This window comes from Enterobacter sp. SCRI0065 (genome assembly GCF_059766475.1).
The window spans coordinates 64,010-80,452 of record NZ_JCBAJB010000008.1 but is presented as its reverse complement, the minus strand read 5'-3'; the positions used below and the strand labels follow the sequence as shown (position 1 = coordinate 80,452).

Annotated in this window: 17 protein-coding genes; 5 read left to right on the top strand and 12 right to left on the bottom strand. The window is 57.2% G+C overall.

Annotated features, from left to right (window positions below):
• Positions 1-74 precede the first annotated feature (74 nt).
• On the bottom strand, positions 75-527 hold the full coding sequence (locus AC6EMZ_RS18720; RefSeq protein WP_498404267.1) for a DUF1198 domain-containing protein: 453 nt from the start codon (positions 525-527) through the stop codon (positions 75-77).
• 100 nt (positions 528-627) lie between these two features.
• Between AC6EMZ_RS18720 and AC6EMZ_RS18715 the strand changes: the two genes are divergently transcribed.
• Complete coding sequence (locus tag AC6EMZ_RS18715; protein WP_498404266.1) at positions 628-1,533, top strand: LysR family transcriptional regulator; 906 nt, start codon at positions 628-630, stop codon at positions 1,531-1,533.
• A gap of 42 nt (positions 1,534-1,575) precedes the next feature.
• Here the strand turns inward: AC6EMZ_RS18715 and uhpT are convergent, their stop codons facing one another.
• The 8 genes from uhpT to AC6EMZ_RS18675 all read right to left on the bottom strand — a co-directional run bounded on the left by uhpT (position 1,576) and on the right by AC6EMZ_RS18675 (position 9,187).
• Positions 1,576-2,967, bottom strand: coding sequence for a hexose-6-phosphate:phosphate antiporter UhpT (gene uhpT / locus AC6EMZ_RS18710; protein ID WP_498404265.1), 1,392 nt, complete (start codon positions 2,965-2,967; stop codon positions 1,576-1,578).
• Between the two features lie 142 nt (positions 2,968-3,109).
• On the bottom strand, positions 3,110-4,429 hold the full coding sequence (locus tag AC6EMZ_RS18705; RefSeq protein WP_498404264.1) for an MFS transporter: 1,320 nt from the start codon (positions 4,427-4,429) through the stop codon (positions 3,110-3,112).
• Positions 4,422-5,927, bottom strand: coding sequence for a signal transduction histidine-protein kinase/phosphatase UhpB (uhpB, locus tag AC6EMZ_RS18700; RefSeq protein ID WP_498404263.1), 1,506 nt, complete (start codon positions 5,925-5,927; stop codon positions 4,422-4,424). Before uhpB ends, AC6EMZ_RS18705 begins: the two co-directional genes overlap by 8 nt.
• Positions 5,924-6,517, bottom strand: a complete 594-nt coding sequence (gene uhpA, locus AC6EMZ_RS18695) for a response regulator transcription factor UhpA (protein ID WP_498404262.1) — start codon at positions 6,515-6,517, stop codon at positions 5,924-5,926. Before uhpA ends, uhpB begins: the two co-directional genes overlap by 4 nt.
• A gap of 72 nt (positions 6,518-6,589) precedes the next feature.
• Positions 6,590-6,877: an acetolactate synthase small subunit gene (gene ilvN, locus AC6EMZ_RS18690; RefSeq protein ID WP_498404261.1), complete on the bottom strand. Its 288-nt coding sequence runs from the start codon at positions 6,875-6,877 to the stop codon at positions 6,590-6,592.
• Between the two features lie 3 nt (positions 6,878-6,880).
• Positions 6,881-8,569, bottom strand: a complete 1,689-nt coding sequence (gene ilvB, locus AC6EMZ_RS18685) for an acetolactate synthase large subunit (protein ID WP_498404260.1) — start codon at positions 8,567-8,569, stop codon at positions 6,881-6,883.
• Positions 8,570-8,674: 105 nt separating this feature from the next.
• A complete protein-coding gene (ivbL, locus tag AC6EMZ_RS18680; protein ID WP_154128753.1) occupies positions 8,675-8,773 on the bottom strand; it encodes an ilvB operon leader peptide IvbL in 99 nt (32 codons plus the stop codon).
• Positions 8,774-8,923: 150 nt separating this feature from the next.
• Positions 8,924-9,187 carry a helix-turn-helix domain-containing protein gene (locus AC6EMZ_RS18675; RefSeq protein ID WP_498404259.1) on the bottom strand — a complete coding sequence of 88 codons (264 nt, stop codon included), beginning with the start codon at positions 9,185-9,187 and terminating at the stop codon, positions 8,924-8,926.
• Between the two features lie 438 nt (positions 9,188-9,625).
• Here AC6EMZ_RS18675 and tisB point away from each other — a divergent pair, with 438 nt between their 5' ends.
• Both tisB and emrD read left to right on the top strand, forming a co-directional pair.
• Positions 9,626-9,715: a type I toxin-antitoxin system toxin TisB gene (tisB, locus tag AC6EMZ_RS18670; protein WP_041689181.1), complete on the top strand. Its 90-nt coding sequence runs from the start codon at positions 9,626-9,628 to the stop codon at positions 9,713-9,715.
• 229 nt (positions 9,716-9,944) lie between these two features.
• Positions 9,945-11,129, top strand: coding sequence for a multidrug efflux MFS transporter EmrD (gene emrD, locus AC6EMZ_RS18665; RefSeq protein ID WP_498404257.1), 1,185 nt, complete (start codon positions 9,945-9,947; stop codon positions 11,127-11,129).
• On the opposite strand, the gene AC6EMZ_RS18660 is transcribed toward emrD, so the two are convergent.
• Both AC6EMZ_RS18660 and dsdC read right to left on the bottom strand, forming a co-directional pair.
• Positions 11,032-12,120, bottom strand: coding sequence for a cellulase family glycosylhydrolase (locus tag AC6EMZ_RS18660; RefSeq protein ID WP_498404256.1), 1,089 nt, complete (start codon positions 12,118-12,120; stop codon positions 11,032-11,034). The two genes, emrD and AC6EMZ_RS18660, sit on opposite strands and share 98 nt — an antisense overlap.
• Positions 12,121-12,206: 86 nt before the next feature.
• Entirely contained in the window at positions 12,207-13,133 is a 927-nt protein-coding gene (gene dsdC / locus AC6EMZ_RS18655) for a DNA-binding transcriptional regulator DsdC (protein WP_498404255.1), read from the bottom strand.
• Between the two features lie 204 nt (positions 13,134-13,337).
• Between dsdC and dsdX the strand changes: the two genes are divergently transcribed.
• Entirely contained in the window at positions 13,338-14,675 is a 1,338-nt protein-coding gene (gene dsdX, locus AC6EMZ_RS18650; RefSeq protein ID WP_498404253.1) for a D-serine transporter DsdX, read from the top strand.
• A 17-nt stretch (positions 14,676-14,692) separates the two neighbouring features.
• On the top strand, positions 14,693-15,994 hold the full coding sequence (dsdA, locus tag AC6EMZ_RS18645) for a D-serine ammonia-lyase (RefSeq protein WP_498404252.1): 1,302 nt from the start codon (positions 14,693-14,695) through the stop codon (positions 15,992-15,994).
• Here the strand turns inward: dsdA and AC6EMZ_RS18640 are convergent.
• Positions 15,977-16,441, bottom strand: a complete 465-nt coding sequence (locus AC6EMZ_RS18640; RefSeq protein WP_498404251.1) for a regulator — start codon at positions 16,439-16,441, stop codon at positions 15,977-15,979. The genes dsdA and AC6EMZ_RS18640 overlap by 18 nt on opposite strands.
• Positions 16,442-16,443 lie beyond the last annotated feature (2 nt).

The following is a 16,443-nucleotide window of genomic DNA, read 5'->3' as shown; positions in this document are numbered from 1 at the left end:
TGAGGTGATGGTGCGCCCGACAGAGGTATAATTCTAATGATGATGTTTTATACTGCTCATCACGGTTCGTGATATCAGTGCAGAAAGAACACGCCCTCTTCCGGCAGAAACAGCTGGTTATAGCGCAGCTGGAAGGCATTCAACTCGTAAGGGTCCGGCTCCATCTCACGCATAAAACCCAGCGTCAGACGAATTTGCGCATCGGTAATCGGGGCGGCAAGCCGCGCTTTGCGCAGCAGGCGATGCCAGGTTTGCATGTTTTCTTCGCTGCCATCGACGATACACACCTGCCAGATCAGTAGCACCTGTGCGGCGTTTTGCAGATGGGCCTCGTCCGGACGCTCAAGGTAGCGGATAAATTCATTGCCTGCGGTTTTGCCAAACTGGTCGATCATCGATTCGAGGGGCACTGGCGTGATACCCAGACGCTCGCTAAGGCGTTTTATCGCGCGGCGAGAATCCGATGTCAGGATGCGAAACCCAACAACAAACACCACCGCAAGGGTCGCCAGCATTATCCAGACCATGAGTTCTCCTTTATTTTAGCCGCTCATGATATCGGGAAATGCGCAGGGCCGACAGCTAACAACGCCATAATAGTGAACCGAAAATAGGTGGAATATCGGTATGAAAGCAAATCTCCGCACGCTGGATCTCAACCTGCTGAAAACGCTCGATGCACTGCTGGACGAGCGCAGCGTCACCCGCGCAGCGTCGCGTCTTTCTCTGACGCAGCCCGCCGTCAGTGGCATGCTCAACCGCCTACGGGATTACTTTGACGACCCGCTGTTTATCCGCGCGCCGCACGGGATAGTGCCAACCACACGTGCGGAAGAACTCACCGCGCCCGTTAAGCGTATTCTGGCGGATATCGACGTGCTGTTGCAGCCCGCCGAGTTTGACCCACTCACCGCAACGCTCACCTTCACCCTTGCCGCGACCGACTATGCCCTGCGCGCGGTAGTCGTCCCTTTTATCGCCGCGCTTAAAGTGCAGGCGCCGGGTATTCGCGTGCGCGTGGTGCCCGTGGGATCCGATCGCCTGGTCAGCCAACTCGAGCGGGGCAGCGTTGACGTGGCACTGATCACTCCGCACACCACGCCTTCCGAACTCCACAGCCGCGCGCTCTACGAGGAACGCTACGTTTGCATGATGCGTGCCGATCATCCGGATGCAGGTAAACCCATAACGTTAGACCGATTTTGCGCGCTGGAGCATGTGCTGGTCTCTTACGAGGGCGAAAGTTTTCGCGGCGTAACGGATGGTGCGTTAGAAAACATTGGCCTGACGCGGTGTGTGGCTTTGTCCGTAAGCAACTTTTTAGTGCTGCCGGACGTGCTGGTGATAAGCGACATGATTGCCGTCGTGCCTTCACGCATAGCGGAAAACCAGACGGGGATGTTTGTCTGCGAGACGCCCGTGACCGTGCCCGGCTTTACCAAAAGCATGGCCTGGCACGGCAGAACGCACCGCAATCCTGCTCAGGCCTGGCTGCGTGGGTTGCTGCTGGAGACCAGTCAGCGGCAGGCATAAAAAAGCCCGGCACTCAGCCGGGCAAAGAACTCACCTGCACACTCAAGCCACTTTTAATCTTTGAATACGTTTTTCACGACGAATCTTACGCTCTTCCAGTACCGCGACCATCGCCATCAGGCAGATACAGGCGATAGCGGCGGCGTCCAGCGCGGCGAAGGTGCCCGCCCAGCCGGTCAGGCCGAAAATAGGCGTGCCGTCGGCGATCATCCCCAAACCCAGCTTGGCGAAGCTGTCGCCGATCAGGTAGGCGAAGGTGCCTTTAATCCCATCGGCAGCGCCGATCGCTTTTTTCGGCACAAATCCAACGGCCGCTACACCGATCAACAGTTGCGGGCCAAACACCAGGAAGCCCAACGCAAACAGCGACATCAGGTAAACGTACTGGTTGCTGGCGTGTTGATACACCCCGAGCGTGGCGATGATCAGCGCCAGCGCGACGCAGGCCACCAGCGCGCGGCGACCGTTCGCCAGATCCGAGAGCCAGCCCCACAGCAGCGTACCGACCAGCGCACCCACTTCAAACAGGGTAAAGCCCTGAATCGCCACCTCTTTGGAAAGCTTCAGTTCCTGGAACGCATACACGGTGGACCACTGGTCAATACCGATGCGCACCACGTACAGGAAGATATTGGAGAAACACAGCAGCCAGATAACCTTGTTCTTCAGCACGTACTCCACGAAGATCTGCCATTTGGTCATCGACTCGTCTTCGGCTTCTTTGTCTTCTTCGCTCAGCTCTTCATCGAACAGCTCTTCCGCTTTACCCAAACCGTAAGATTCCGGGGAGTCGCTGCCGTAGCGCAGGCCGATAAAGCCGACAATCAGCGCGATAATCGACGGGAAGATAAACATGCCGATCACGTGGCCGTCGAACAGAACGTTTGCGCCGAACAGCGCCACCCCTGCCGCACCCGCGCCGCCCAGGTTATGGGAGATGTTCCACATGCCGAGGTAAGAACCGCGCTTGCGACGCGGCGTCCATTTGGTGATCGTGGAATAGCTGCACGACCCGCCGGTACTCTGGAAGAAACCGCTCAGGGCGTAGAAGGCGATCATCATAAACAGGCTGACCGAACCCGTACCCATGCTGGCGCTGAAACCGAGCATACAGATAGCGGAGAGGATCAGCATGAACGGCAGGAACTGCTTGGTGTTTTTGCCGTCCGCATAATAGGAGACCAGCGTTTTCCCCACCCCGTAGGTGATAGAAAAGCCCAGGCCAATCATCCCCAGCTGCGTCATGCTCAGCCCGTAGGTGGTGATCATGTCATTCTGCGCGATGTTAAAGTTCTTGCGAATCAGATACATGGTCAGGTAGCCGATAAAGACCACCAGATAAGACTGCATGAAGGGTTTAAACCACATCTTGCGCCGCACATCGAGCGGCAGATCCAGGGTCGGCTTGCGCACCTGATTGAGGAAGGCCAGCATGGGTATCTCCTGAGCTGATTTTTATACCTGCGAATGGCAGGCATTGTAAAAATCAGCCGGGAGAGACGCCTGAGACAGCGTCCAGGTGGAACCGAGAAAATATCCTAGTTTTGCCCCGCTCGGGATGAAAAGGTGAGGCAGGTCACATCACACTGGCTTCGCGCGGTGCCTGGGCGTTGAGGAATGGCAGCAACAGCAGCGCGGAAATACCCGCCGCGATGGCAATTACCGCAAAAAATCCACTCCAGTGCCAGATATCGATTACCCGCGCCAGTGGCCAGCCAGAAAGCGACGCCCCCAGATAGGCAAATAGCCCGACAAAGCCCGTGGCCGCGCCCGCCGCCTCTTTGTGCGAACACTCTGCCGCCGCCATGCCGATCAGCATCTGCGGGCCAAACACGAAGAAGCCGGTGGTGAAGAAGCATGCCGCCTGCATGACGTAGCTGGCAAACGGCATCAGCCATAGCGAGCCGACGGAGAGCAGTATCCCGGCGGCGAAAATCAGGTTCATCGGGCCACGGTTGCCGTTGAACAACTTGTCCGAGCCCCAACCCGCAACCAGCGCGCCGATAAAACCGCCCAGCTCGAACATCGTCACCGCCGAGTTGGCGGTCACCAGATCCACGCCCAGCGTCTCGGACATATACAAATTACCCCAGTCGTTGATCGCCGCGCGCACCACGTACACCAGCACGTAGCACAGCGACAGCAGCCAGATGTACGGGTTGAGCAGCACGTATTTAGTGAGGATCTCTTTGCGGGTTAACCCCGCGCCCTCCTGCTGTTGGGCGATTTCCATTTCGTCGTGCCGCCAGTCGCCTATCTCCGGTAAACCGACGGTCTGCGGCCTGTCGCGCAAGCGCCAGCAGAGGAACAGCCCGGCGAGGATCGCCAGCCCGCCAGCAATCATCATTCCGGTGCGCCAGCCGTAATGCAGCGCCGCCGCGCCGACCATCATGGGGATTAGCGCCCCGCCGACGTTATGCGCGGTGTTCCAGATTGCCCACCAGCCGCCGCGCTCGTTGCGCGAATACCACGTCGTCAGCAGGCGGGCGCATACCGGTGCGCCCCAGCCCTGGAAAAAGGCGTTCAGCGCCCACAGCAGAGCAAACGCCCACAGCGAGGTGGAAAAGCCGAACAGGATATTCACTACGCCAGTGGCAATCAGCCCGATCCCCATAAAATAGCGGGCGTTGGAGCGGTCGCTGACGATGCCGGAGAAGAACTTCGACAGGCCGTAGGTGATGTAAAACAGCGTCGCCAGCAGACCGATATCGGTGCGCGTCATCACGCCGCTGGCGAGGATTTCCGGGGCGGCGGCGTTGAAACTTTTGCGAGTGAAGTAGAACAGCGCGTAGCCCAGCCAGATAGTCATCAGAATATGGCGACGCCAGTAGCGATAGCGCGCGTCGATTTCTGCTTTGTCGCGAATGGGTTCAGCGTTAGCAGGCGTTTTAAACACGATGACTCCTTAGCGGCAAGCTGACGCTAACGCGCGTGCCGTGAGTACAGGAGATCGCCAGCGTGCCGCCGAGCGCCGTGACCCGCTCGCGCATGCCCGCCAGACCAAAGCCCTGTCCTGTCGATCCCGGCGGCAGGCCGCAGCCGTCGTCTTCGATAACCAGCATCAGTCGCTCGTCCTGTTGCCAGCCCGTCAGCGTGACCGCACTGGCGCTGGCGTGCTTGACGATATTGTTCAGCCCCTCCTGACAAACGCGGAACAGCGTCACGCGCTGGCCCTCGCTCAGCGTTGATTCATCAATGTGCCAGTCGAGGTGGCTAACGATGCCACGGCTTTCCAGCTCCATCTCGCGCATCAGGGAACGCACCGCCTGCTCAAGTGAAAGGTCGTCGAGCTGACGTGGACGCAGCCGCCCGAGCAGGCGGCGCACCGAATCATACACGCCGAGCGAAAGCTGCTCGATATGCGCTCCGCTCTGGATCACCCCACCGTTTTCCGGTGCAAGACGCTGGACGATGCCTGCCTGGGTGCGAATGGCAGTGATGGTCTGGCCGATATCGTCGTGCAGCTCGCGCGCCACTTCCTGGCGCACGCTCTCTTCGGTTTCGACCAGCCGCTCCGCCAGACGCCGGTTGCGCGCCAGCTCGTTTTGCAGCGACTGATTTAGCTCGCGCAGGCGCTGAATACCCGCGCCCAGCAGCAGCCCGGTCAGGCTTTGCGCCAGCAGCGAGAGCAGTAAATCGACGGGATGATCGTGCCAGGTCTGGCTGGCAATTAGTGCAATGGCATTCATCAGGGTGGCGATCAGCGCCCCCTGCCAACCGTAGTGCCACGCCAGCGCGATTATCGGCAGCGCCAGGCAAAACGGCGTAAAGCGCGAGAGTTCAGCAGGCAGGCCAAGCTGCAACCACAGGCTGACCACAAAAAGCAGCAGATACCAGATGAGGTGCCGGGCGCGCCAGTTCACTGGCTGAGAAACCAGTGCAGGCCCCAGCGGTTGCCAGACCGTACTGGTGAGATAGTGCCAGATAACGAGACAAATCGGTGCCAGCGTCAGGCCGCCAGTGAGCGTGAGCAGCAGCGCATTGAGAATGTCTTGTTCACCCATCCACGGCAGCGACTGCAATAACGCAGCCGCAATTAGCGCCGCTCCCTGACGCAGCAGCGTGCGCCAGTCGCGCTGGTGGCGATAGCGGGAAATGAGCGCGACCGGGAGAAGCGTGAGCACGCTTCCGGTCATCAATAAGGGCAGATGCGCCAGCGCCACTTCGTGCGCCAGCCACGTCAGCATGACCCACTCGCTCCCGAGCAGTACGGACCAATAGCCGCGCGGACATTGCAGCATCAGCCCAAGCCGCAGCCCAAACGGGAACAGTAGCACCGCCAGCTCCGGGCGTTCGACCAGATGCAGGCTGATGCTCCACAGGCAAAACCAGGCGGCAGAGAAGATAAAGAAGCTGGCAACCACAGAGACCAGCCGCGAGAAAAACGGGCTCATTGCCAGCCGTCAAACATGCGGCGGGCCAGCTCTACGTCGTTGCTGACGTCGAGTTTTTCCATCAGGTTAGCGCGGTGAACGTGAACGGTTTTGGGCGACAGCCCCAGCTCGACGGCGATTTCTTTTACCGCCATCCCCTGCGCCAGCTTTTCCGCCACCTGCCGCTCGCGTTTGGTCAGCGGGTCCTGCCGTCCGGCGGCGAGCTTAATGGCGATATCCGGGGTTAAATAACAGCCACCTCTGGAGACGGTTCGCACCGCAGAAATCAGCTCATCCGGGCTACAGCGTTTAGAGAGAAACCCCCGCGCGCCTGCGTTAAGCGCCTGTTCCACCAGCGCCGGGCTGTCGTGGACGGAGAGCATAATCGTCGACAGGCCTTTAGGCAGCTGGCTCAGCAGCTCCAGCCCGGAGAGATCGGGCATCGAAATATCGCAAATACACACCTGCACTCCGCGCCCCGGCAGCCCGGCCAGCGCCTCGCGGCCCGAGCCAAATTCAGCGACGACCTGAAAATCCGGCTCCAGACTCAAAAGCTGGGCAAAACCGGAACGGACGATAAGGTGATCGTCGATAAGCGCGATGGTGGTCATGAGGTATTCCTGGCGGATAAAAAACGCGCTTACCTTAACGATAAGCGCGTGGGTGTTCAAGCTATGAGCGTTTTATTCGAAGAAGACGGAAATCTTGTTAAACATGGTCGGATCGGACTGGTTACGCACCACTTTGGTGACGTCCTCCAGCTTGTCGATCTGGGCCATCATCTGTTCAAGACGCTGATCGTCATTCACTAACAGCCAGATGCGGCTGTGCTCGCTGCCCTGAATGGGCAGACAGAGAATGCCTTCAACGTTAAAGGCGCGACGGGCGAATAGCCCGCAGACGTGGGTCATGACGCCAGGGTGGTTGCGAACGGTGAGTTCCAGAATGACGTTATCACAGTGTTTCTGCATGGCTTATTCTCCCACCATTTCTGTATTGGCCGCACCCGGCGGGACCATCGGATAAACTTTTTGTTCAGGGTCGATACGCACGTGGATAAGCGCCGGTCCGGGGCGTGAGATTGCCTCTTGCAACGCCGCTTGCGGATCGGCTTCGGCGTTCAAATCGCAGGCGTGCAGGCCAAAACCGGCAGCAATCTGCATAAAGTTGATCGTTCCCGGATAGGTCGCGGCAAACACACCCTGCTTGTAGAACAGGCTTTGCTGCTGATGCACCAGGCCCAACGCTTCGTTATTCATCAGAATAATTTTCACATCTAACTGGTTTTCGGCCGCAGTGGCCATTTCCTGAATATTCATCATCAGGCTGCCGTCGCCGGAGAAGCAGATGACCTTACGGTCCGGATTGGCCAACGCCGCACCCACTGCCGCAGGCAGGCCAAAGCCCATGGTGCCCAACCCGCCGGAAGTCAGCCACTGGCGAGGACGGTTCAGCGGATAGGCCTGCGCAGTCCACATCTGGTGCTGGCCCACGTCGGTAGAAATAATTGCACTGTCGTCCACGCAGGCGGCCACGGCGTTGATCAGGCCGTAATGGCTCAGCGGATCGCACTCGGTTGGGATAGCGCTCGGGAACTCTTTTTGCAGGTCGGCCACCAACTGACGCCAGTCGGCGCGGTCGGTAGCCTCAGTTTGCGGGATCAACTGCGCCAGCACTTGCGCCACGTCGCCCTGAATCGCCACGTGCGGCTGTTTAATTTTACCCAGCTCAGCGCGATCGATATCCACGTGGATAATTTTGGCATTCGGGCAGAATTGCTCGGTTTTGCCAATCGCCCGGTCATCAAAACGTGCGCCGAGCACGATCAGCAAATCTGCCTCTTGCAGGATGAAGTTGGTGCTGCGCGCGCCGTGCATGCCCAGCATACCTAACGACAGCGGGTGCGCTTTTGGCAGCATGCCCAGCGCCATTAAGGTCATGGTGGTTGGCAGGTTGGCTTTTTCCGCGAACTCGCGCGCGGCATCGGAGGCGTTAATCGCCCCACCGCCCAAATACAGTACCGGGCGTTTGGCCGCGTTAATCATCGCCGCCGCGTCCTTCACGCTGTCTGCGCTGAATTCCGGCGCAGGTGCGCGATCGCCCGGCTCCGGGAAGACGTCGATGTCGATTTCTGCGGTTTGCACGTCCTTAGGAATGTCTATCCACACCGGGCCTGGACGGCCTGACTGGGCAATGCGAAACGCATCACTGATAACCCGTGGTAGGTCGCTGATATCGCGGACTAAGTAGTTATGTTTGGTGATGGGGATAGAGATGCCGTAGGTGTCTACTTCCTGAAATGCGTCGGTGCCGATCATTGAAGAAGGCACCTGGCCGGTAATACAAATCAGCGGAATGGAGTCGAGGCGGGCGTCGGCGATGGCGGTCACCAGGTTGGTCGCGCCCGGCCCGCTACAGGCCATACAAACCGCCGGTTTACCCTGCGTGCGCGCCATGCCCTGAGCGATAAAGCCCGCGCCCTGCTCGTGGCGCGCCAGAACGTGACGGATTTGCGTGCTTTGGCTTAATGCGTCGTACAGCGGCAGAACCGTGCCGCCGGGAATGCCGGAAACCAGCGTGATGCCCTGACGTTCCAGTAAATGAACGATCAGCTGCGCGCCGGTAAAACGCGTCTTGTTGGATGTTGTGCCCGAACTTGCCATGCTCCAGTCCTTTTCTTCTGAGCCGACTTTCCGGGAGGCGTTTAAACTAAAAACCCCGCCCGGTTTGCGCCGGCGGGGTTTTGGATTCGTGTGTTGATCCAGTCCCTACGGCGCGTTGCCGACGACCACCACCACACGTACGACGACCACTGCGGCAGGTTGCGCAGTTTTTAGTAGGGTCGACGTCATCATGGAAGTTGTCATGTAGGACCTGTGTTTGGAATCATTGATTGAATTTATACAAACACAGGTTTTCAGGCGAGACAATGGAAATATTTTCATCCACACAAATTTGCGTCAGGGATCACGTTTCGTTTGTTGGGTGATGAAAAGCGCACGATCGCCGTTTTTATCTCATTCAATGAAAAGCGCAGGCGACACGCCAAATCGAGCAGCCAGTTTTTTTATATGGTTTAAGGTTAGCTGGCGTTGACCGTTGAGCACCTTTGAGACCATTGATTTACTGCCGATTTCATCCTGAAAATCAGACAGATTCAATTTGTACTGATCCATGAGCGTTTTTAAAACCGCAATTCCGGCAGGGACAGATTCCATTTCCTGGCGTAACGCGACAATCGCTGGATGATGCGCTTCGTAGCGGCTAATTCTTGCACACACAATTTCCAGCAACGGGCTGGCGGGCGGCTTGTTCAGAAAACAAAAAACCTCGCCATAGCGAGGTTTTTTTCAGGGATTTGCGGTTGGTTTCCGCAGAACACACTGTGTTACGTCAACGCAAAAAGTATACGCGATCGGCGACGAACGCGCAATTTTAGGCACGGATTTTGACGTAATGGAGTATGGATCGCCTGTCGCATTTTGTCCATAAATACCTGTTCATACATACAGTATTTATCTATACTGATTTTGTTCGCAGTGCGTAAGGGGGCCGCAAGCAGTACACCGGCGCAACGAAGTCCTGGCTGAAACGGGTGGTGCCGTCAGTGCCTTAACCCCCTGAAGTGAGCACACTGTGTTACGTCAATCAAGGTGCTGGCAACAGGCGGCGGAGAGGTACGCCAGCACCGTGCTCCTTTTGACTGAAAGGAGACGCGTATGGGCGCCGTGGATATGGTGATACTTATCCTCAGACTCATTGTTGCGATACTGCAACTGCTTGATGCCGTCCTGAAATACCTGCGGTAGTTCAGGTTCAAGTCGCACCTGAGAGGGGCGGGAAACCGCCCCTCTTTAATAACGCTCGCTGGCAACATTAGTTGCCGATATTGTTTACAAATCCTGCCTTATCTCTTCTTTTCATTCGCCGCACTGATGCTTAAATTGCCATCGCATTGTGGTAGATTCCTCGCGCATTTATGGGAATGTGTAGTCACTTATTCTTTATTTTACTCTTTTAGCAAAAGTATTCAGCGACATGAAAAAGCAAAGGAACGTTAATTTACTGTTGATGCTGGTGTTACTGGTGGCCGTGGGACAGATGGCGCAAACCATCTATATCCCGGCGATTGCGGACATGGCAAAGGAACTCAACGCCCGCGAAGGCGCGGTGCAAAGCGTGATGGCCGCCTATCTGCTGACCTACGGTGTCTCACAGCTGTTTTATGGCCCACTGTCCGACCGCGTCGGGCGTCGGCCAGTGATCCTGGTGGGGATGTCGATTTTCATGGTGGCGACGGTGATTGCCATTACCACCCACAGCCTGACGGTGCTGATCGCCGCCAGCGCGTTACAGGGAATGGGCACCGGAGTCGGCGGAGTGATGGCGCGAACGTTGCCACGCGATATGTATCAAGGCTCGCAGCTTCGCCATGCCAATAGCTTGCTCAACATGGGTATTCTGGTCAGCCCGCTGCTGGCACCGCTGATTGGCGGGGTGCTGGACAGCATCTGGTCCTGGCGCGCGTGTTACGCCTTCCTGCTGGTGCTGTGTATTATCGTCACCTTTAGCATGGCGCGCTGGATGCCCGAAACGCGCCCGACGGGTGCGCCGCGCACAAAGCTTATCGCCAACTACAAAACCTTGTTTGGTCACGGTGCGTTCAACTGTTATTTGCTGATGCTGATTGGCGGTCTGGCGGGCATTGCGGTGTTTGAAGCCTGTTCCGGCGTACTGCTGGGCGCAGGGCTTGGCCTCAGCAGCATGGTGGTGAGCATTCTGTTTATCCTGCCAATCCCGGCGGCGTTCTTCGGCGCGTGGTTTGCCGGACGCCCGAACAAGCGCTTTTCGACGCTGATGTGGCAGTCGGTAGTCAGCTGTTTACTGGCGGGGGTGATGATGTGGATCCCGGGCCTGCTCGGCGTGATGACCGTCTGGACGCTGCTTGTCCCGGCGGCGCTGTTCTTCTTTGGCGCGGGCATGCTGTTCCCGCTGGCGACCAGCGGTGCGATGGAGCCGTTTCCGTTTTTGGCCGGGACCGCTGGCGCGCTGGTTGGCGGCCTGCAAAACATCGGTTCCGGCGTGCTGGCCTGGCTTTCCGCCATGATGCCGCAAACCGGGCAGGCTAGTCTTGGCCTGTTGATGACCCTGATGGGGCTGCTGATTTTACTGTGCTGGCTGCCGCTGGCGTCGCGTGAGCCGCATCACGAGCAGATGGTTTAAGCGCATGTTTGCCCGGCTTCTCGTCGGGCTTTTCACATATCGGCGTCATCATCGCCTGGAGCAATGGTTCCATAGTCGGTCGCCACGCCCCTTCTTCCCCATCATAGAACTGAAAATCCGCGTTAATCGCGTACGGAATTTTCGCCTTTTGCAACTCGCAGGCCATAAAGCTGGCGAACGCGATTTGTGAAGCCGTCGGCGTTAAGTGGATGGATTCACCCACGCCCCAACCGCCCACCCAGCTGACGTGCCCGGTTTTTTGCTGCCAGCGCACTGCCGCGCTAATCCGGCTGCGAATGGACGCTTTTTCCGCCGCCGTGCCGGACGTCCATGGATATTTGGCGTTATTTTTCAGCGGTCCCCACGGGAAAATATGCCACTCCGCAAGAACCGTATTTTGGCTGCGCGCAGGGAGCTTCAGGCTCGATAAATCCTCGGGGGCGGCACGCAGGCGGGGTGCGATGAAGATCATCCGTTCGGCATCAATACCGTGAATAGCTTTGATGGTTTTTTCGTACACGCGATTCAGCGAGGCTGGATTGTGATTCAGCTTGTCTGCTGGCTCGTAAATCAGATCAAACCCCAGCAGCGGCGAGCTTTTATCGAAGTAGTGCGCCACGGCAATCCACCAGTTCACCACCTCTTTTTCGTTATCCGGCTTCGGATCGTTTTTGTATTCATCTGCCTGATAGGCAATGACGGGGATCACGCCATATTGATCGCACGCTTCCACTAGTTTGCGCAGATGTATAAGCCGGGCTTCTGTTGGTTCTCCGGCGACGCGGATGCGCACGTGGGTGAAGCCCTTTGCCCGAAAATCACGGACCACCAGCGGGTCGAACTCGCGTATGCCGCGCTCGGTGCGTGCCCAGTCGACATCAATACCCACGCCGAGCTGCTGCGCATAATGCGCAGCCGTCAGCGGTGGCTCAACGGCAAAAGCCCAGCCTGAAGAGAACACTAGCGCAGCGACCATCAATGGTTTTAACACGGCAAACCTTGCGAGAAATCGAAAGCAATACCCTGTATTTAGCACGCTTTTTCATATTTGGTGTAGCGACAAAGCGTAATAATTCTTCACTTCACCTGGCTTTTGAGCCAGTCGATAAAGGCGTCGATTTTCGGCCACTGCCGCCCGGAAAGCGTCGAGACGTAATAGTGCTGATGGCATTCCAGCGCTTTGTCGCCAAATGGCGCAATAAGCTCACCGCGATCGAGCCGCTTCTGCACCAACCGCCTGCGCCCCATCGCAACGCCAACGTGATTCATGGCAGCAATGACGGCCAAATCGGAACGATCGAAGCCAATGCCCGATGATGGCGGCAGATTCAACGCAAAATGCTGCGCCCAGCTAAACCATTCGTCGGTGCCGGAATCGTTACTCCAGGCCTGGCGGTCGTGCAGCAGTGTGCAGTGACGCAGGTTATCCGGGTTTTTCAGTAATTCATGCTGACGAGCGTATTCCGGTGAGCATACCGGCAGGATCGCCTCGTCCATCAAGAAATGATGAACCTGCTGTGTGGGTGGCATATTGTCGAAGTAGAGCGCCAGATCGATACCCGTTCGCTGCATATTCGGATAATCATTACCGGTGAGAATGGTCAGCGAGATCGACGGATAGCGGCGAGTAAAATCGCCGAGCATCGGCACCAGCCAGCACTGGGCTATCGACGGGCGAGAATAGACCGTCAGCGTGCCGGACAGCGCCTGGTTTTTGATGTCGAGGATCTCCTGATTCAGCGTATCCAGCGATGATTTTAGCGTCCAGTAAACGCGCTTACCTTCCTGTGTCAGCTCCACCTTGCGGTGCGAGCGCACGAACAGCTGAATGCCCAGTTCCTCTTCCAGTAAATTGATGCGATGGCTCACCGCGCTGGGGCTGAGCGATAGCTCATCCGCCGCCAGGGCAAAGGATTCGTGCCGCGCGGCGACTTCGAAGGTGTGCATTTTTGACAGCTGCCAGCCGTTTAACAGCCGATTTCTGGCCTCGTTGACGTCGTTCATTGCCAATTCCTTGTGCTTATTTAGCGTCCAGATTAACCGCTAATGATGAATTAATGTGAACCAAACACGAATTAAGCACGTTTATTAGAGCGACATCACCCATTTGATGCAATCTGGCTCACCTGAAACGCAATTTATATCGTTTGTCAGCCTATGCCGTTTTTTCGTCCAATAGCAGCACATTCTTCATGGGCGAGGTGAGATATGGAATCTCAGGTCTGGGTTGTAGCGACGCTGCTAAGCAGCATCGTGTTAATTGTGTTAACCATCGTAAAACTCAAGTTTCATCCTTTCCTCGCCCTGCTGCTGGCCAGCTTCTTTGTTGGCACCATGATGGGGATGAGCCCGCTGGATATGGTCAACGCCATTGAGAGCGGTATCGGCGGGACGCTTGGCTTCCTGGCTGCGGTGATTGGCCTGGGCACCATTCTTGGCAAAATGATGGAAGTATCCGGTGCAGCGGAACGTATTGGTCTGACGCTACAGCGTTGCCGCTGGTTGTCGACCGACGTGATCATGGTGCTGGTGGGGCTGATTTGCGGTATTACGCTGTTCGTCGAAGTGGGCGTGGTGTTGCTGATCCCGCTGGCTTTCTCCATCGCCAAAAAAACGCAGACCTCGTTGCTGAAACTTGCGATTCCTTTGTGTACCGCATTGATGGCAGTTCACTGCGTGGTTCCGCCGCATCCGGCCGCGTTGTTTGTCACCAACAAGCTGGGCGCAGACGTCGGGACGGTGATCGTGTACGGCCTGCTGGTCGGTCTGGCGGCATCCCTGGTGGGCGGCCCGCTGTTTTTGAAACTGGTTGGTAACCGTCTGCCTTTCAAGCCGGTTCCGGCTGAGTTTTCAGACCTGAAGGTGCGGGAAGAACATACTCTGCCGTCGCTGGGCGCCACGCTGTTTACGATCCTGCTGCCGATTGGCCTGATGCTGGTGAAAACCATCGCCGAGCTGAACATGGCGAAAGAGGGGTCGCTGTATACGCTGCTGGAATTTATCGGCAACCCGATCACCGCAATGTTTATCGCCGTTTTCGTGGCCTATTACCTGCTAGGTTTACGCCAACATATGGGGATGAGCGCGCTGCTCAAACACACCGAGAATGGCTTTGGCTCTATCGCCAATATTCTGTTGATCATCGGCGCGGGCGGTGCGTTTAACGCAATCCTCAAGACCAGCGGTTTAGCCGACACGCTGGCGCTGATTTTGTCCAATATGCATATGCACCCGATTTTGCTGGCCTGGCTGGTAGCGCTGATTCTGCATGCGGCGGTAGGTTCGGCGACGGTGGCGATGATGGGCGCAACGGCCATTGTGGCCCCGATGCTGCCGTTGTATCCCGACGTCAGCCCGGAGATCATTGCCATTGCCATCGGTTCCGGCGCGATTGGCTGCACGATCGTGACGGACTCCCTCTTCTGGCTGGTGAAGCAATACTGCGGCGCAACCCTGAATGAGACCTTCAAATACTATACGACGGCGACATTTATCGCCTCGGTGCTTGCACTTGGCTGCACGTTCCTGCTTTCCTTCATTATCTGAGCGCGAAGAGACGTATTATGGAAAACGCAAAAATCACTGCCTTAACCACACAATTTCCTCTGGTAGAGGACCTGATTGCACTGAAAGAGACCACCTGGTTTAATCCGCGCACCACCACGCTGGCCGAGGGCCTACCCTACGTCGGGCTGACGCAGGCCGACGTCGCCGACGCGCATGCGCGCCTGAATCGCTTTGCGCCTTATCTGGCAAAAGCCTTCCCTGAAACCGCGGCGACGAACGGCATTATTGAATCTGAGGTCGTGGCGATCCCCGCCATGCATAAGCGGCTTGAGAAAGAGTTTGGCACGACGATTAACGGCACCTTGCTGCTGAAAAAAGACAGCCATCTGCCGATTTCCGGCTCCATCAAGGCGCGCGGCGGAATTTATGAGGTGCTGACCCACGCTGAAAAGCTGGCGCTGGAAGCCGGATTACTGTCGCTGACGGACGATTACAGCATTTTGCTGGAACCTCGCTTTAAGGACTTTTTCAGCCAGTACAGCATCGCCGTCGGGTCGACCGGCAACCTGGGGATGTCCATTGGCATTATGAGCGCCCGCGTCGGCTTTAAGGTTACGGTGCATATGTCCGCCGACGCTCGCGAGTGGAAGAAGGCCAAACTGCGCAGCCACGGCGTGCAGGTTGTGGAGTATGAACAGGATTACGGTGTGGCGGTGGAACAGGGCCGTAAGGCGGCAGAAGGCGATCCGAACTGCTTCTTCATCGACGATGAAAATTCCCATACGCTGTTCTTAGGCTATGCGGTGGCGGGCGAGCGCCTGAAGGCACAGTTTGCCGAACAGGGGCGCGTCGTGGACGCAGAACATCCGCTGTATGTCTATCTGCCCTGCGGCGTCGGCGGTGGCCCCGGCGGCGTGGCATTCGGCCTGAAGCTGGCGTTTGGCGATAACGTCCACTGCTTCTTTGCCGAGCCGACGCATTCCCCCTGCATGCTGCTGGGCGTGTACACCGGTTTGCATGACGAAATTGCGGTACAGGATTTGGGTATTGATAACGTGACGGCGGCAGATGGCCTGGCCGTTGGCCGCGCGTCCGGCTTTGTTGGCCGGGCAATGGAGCGCCTGCTCGACGGGTTCTACACCTTAAGCGATCAGAGCATGTACGACATGCTGGGCTGGCTGGCACAGGAAGAAGGCATTCGCCTTGAACCGTCCGCGCTGGCGGGCATGGCCGGACCGGTGCGTGTGGCTACATCAGAGCAGGCAACGCATCTGGTGTGGGCGACCGGCGGCGGCATGGTGCCGGAAGACGAGATGGCGAAATACCTGGCAAAGGGCCGCTTATCGCGTTTGCCTTAACAACGTCATTAGCTCGCTTGCTGAGTGGTTGTTCCGTATCAAATCGCGCATCACTTTCATAAAGGGTGCACTGTATTGATAAAAAGCGAGATAACCGTCGCAAAGCAGGCCGTTATTGGCCGACGTGCATAAGCGTCGGCCAAAGCAACTCTGGCATTTCAGCGATCCGTTGCCCTGATAAACTCGTTCGCCACACCAGGCTTCTAGTGCGTCGTCAAATATCTGCACGGAGAGTTTCCCAATATCTTCCCGGACCCAAATCGCAAAAATCCGGTTGAGAAAATCGCCCCATTGTTCAGCATCAAGCGGCCACCTACACACAGTGGAAGGGACAAAAATAAGCTGTTTGGTGCCCTTCTGGCGCAGCCTGCAATACAGCGCCTCGGGGGTCTGAGCGATGCGACTGTCCACCACAACTCGCGCAGAGTTAACGTGACATCCTGTCATGG

Excerpts from the sequence above, each read along its gene's own strand:
- AC6EMZ_RS18715 (WP_498404266.1), top strand. The coding sequence starts at position 628 with ATGAAAGCAAATCTCCGCACGCTGGATCTCAACCTGCTGAAAACGCTC.
- dsdA (WP_498404252.1), top strand. The coding sequence starts at position 14,693 with ATGGAAAACGCAAAAATCACTGCCTTAACCACACAATTTCCTCTGGTA.
- uhpA (WP_498404262.1), bottom strand. The coding sequence starts at position 6,517 with ATGACCACCATCGCGCTTATCGACGATCACCTTATCGTCCGTTCCGGT.
- ilvB (WP_498404260.1), bottom strand. The coding sequence starts at position 8,569 with ATGGCAAGTTCGGGCACAACATCCAACAAGACGCGTTTTACCGGCGCG.
- uhpT (WP_498404265.1), bottom strand. The coding sequence starts at position 2,967 with ATGCTGGCCTTCCTCAATCAGGTGCGCAAGCCGACCCTGGATCTGCCG.
- ilvN (WP_498404261.1), bottom strand. The coding sequence starts at position 6,877 with ATGCAGAAACACTGTGATAACGTCATTCTGGAACTCACCGTTCGCAAC.
- ivbL (WP_154128753.1), bottom strand. The coding sequence starts at position 8,773 with ATGACAACTTCCATGATGACGTCGACCCTACTAAAAACTGCGCAACCT.
- tisB (WP_041689181.1), top strand. The coding sequence starts at position 9,626 with ATGGGCGCCGTGGATATGGTGATACTTATCCTCAGACTCATTGTTGCG.
- emrD (WP_498404257.1), top strand. The coding sequence starts at position 9,945 with ATGAAAAAGCAAAGGAACGTTAATTTACTGTTGATGCTGGTGTTACTG.
- uhpB (WP_498404263.1), bottom strand. The coding sequence starts at position 5,927 with ATGAGCCCGTTTTTCTCGCGGCTGGTCTCTGTGGTTGCCAGCTTCTTT.
- dsdC (WP_498404255.1), bottom strand. The coding sequence starts at position 13,133 with ATGAACGACGTCAACGAGGCCAGAAATCGGCTGTTAAACGGCTGGCAG.
- AC6EMZ_RS18640 (WP_498404251.1), bottom strand. The coding sequence starts at position 16,441 with ATGACAGGATGTCACGTTAACTCTGCGCGAGTTGTGGTGGACAGTCGC.
- dsdX (WP_498404253.1), top strand. The coding sequence starts at position 13,338 with ATGGAATCTCAGGTCTGGGTTGTAGCGACGCTGCTAAGCAGCATCGTG.
- AC6EMZ_RS18720 (WP_498404267.1), bottom strand. The coding sequence starts at position 527 with ATGGTCTGGATAATGCTGGCGACCCTTGCGGTGGTGTTTGTTGTTGGG.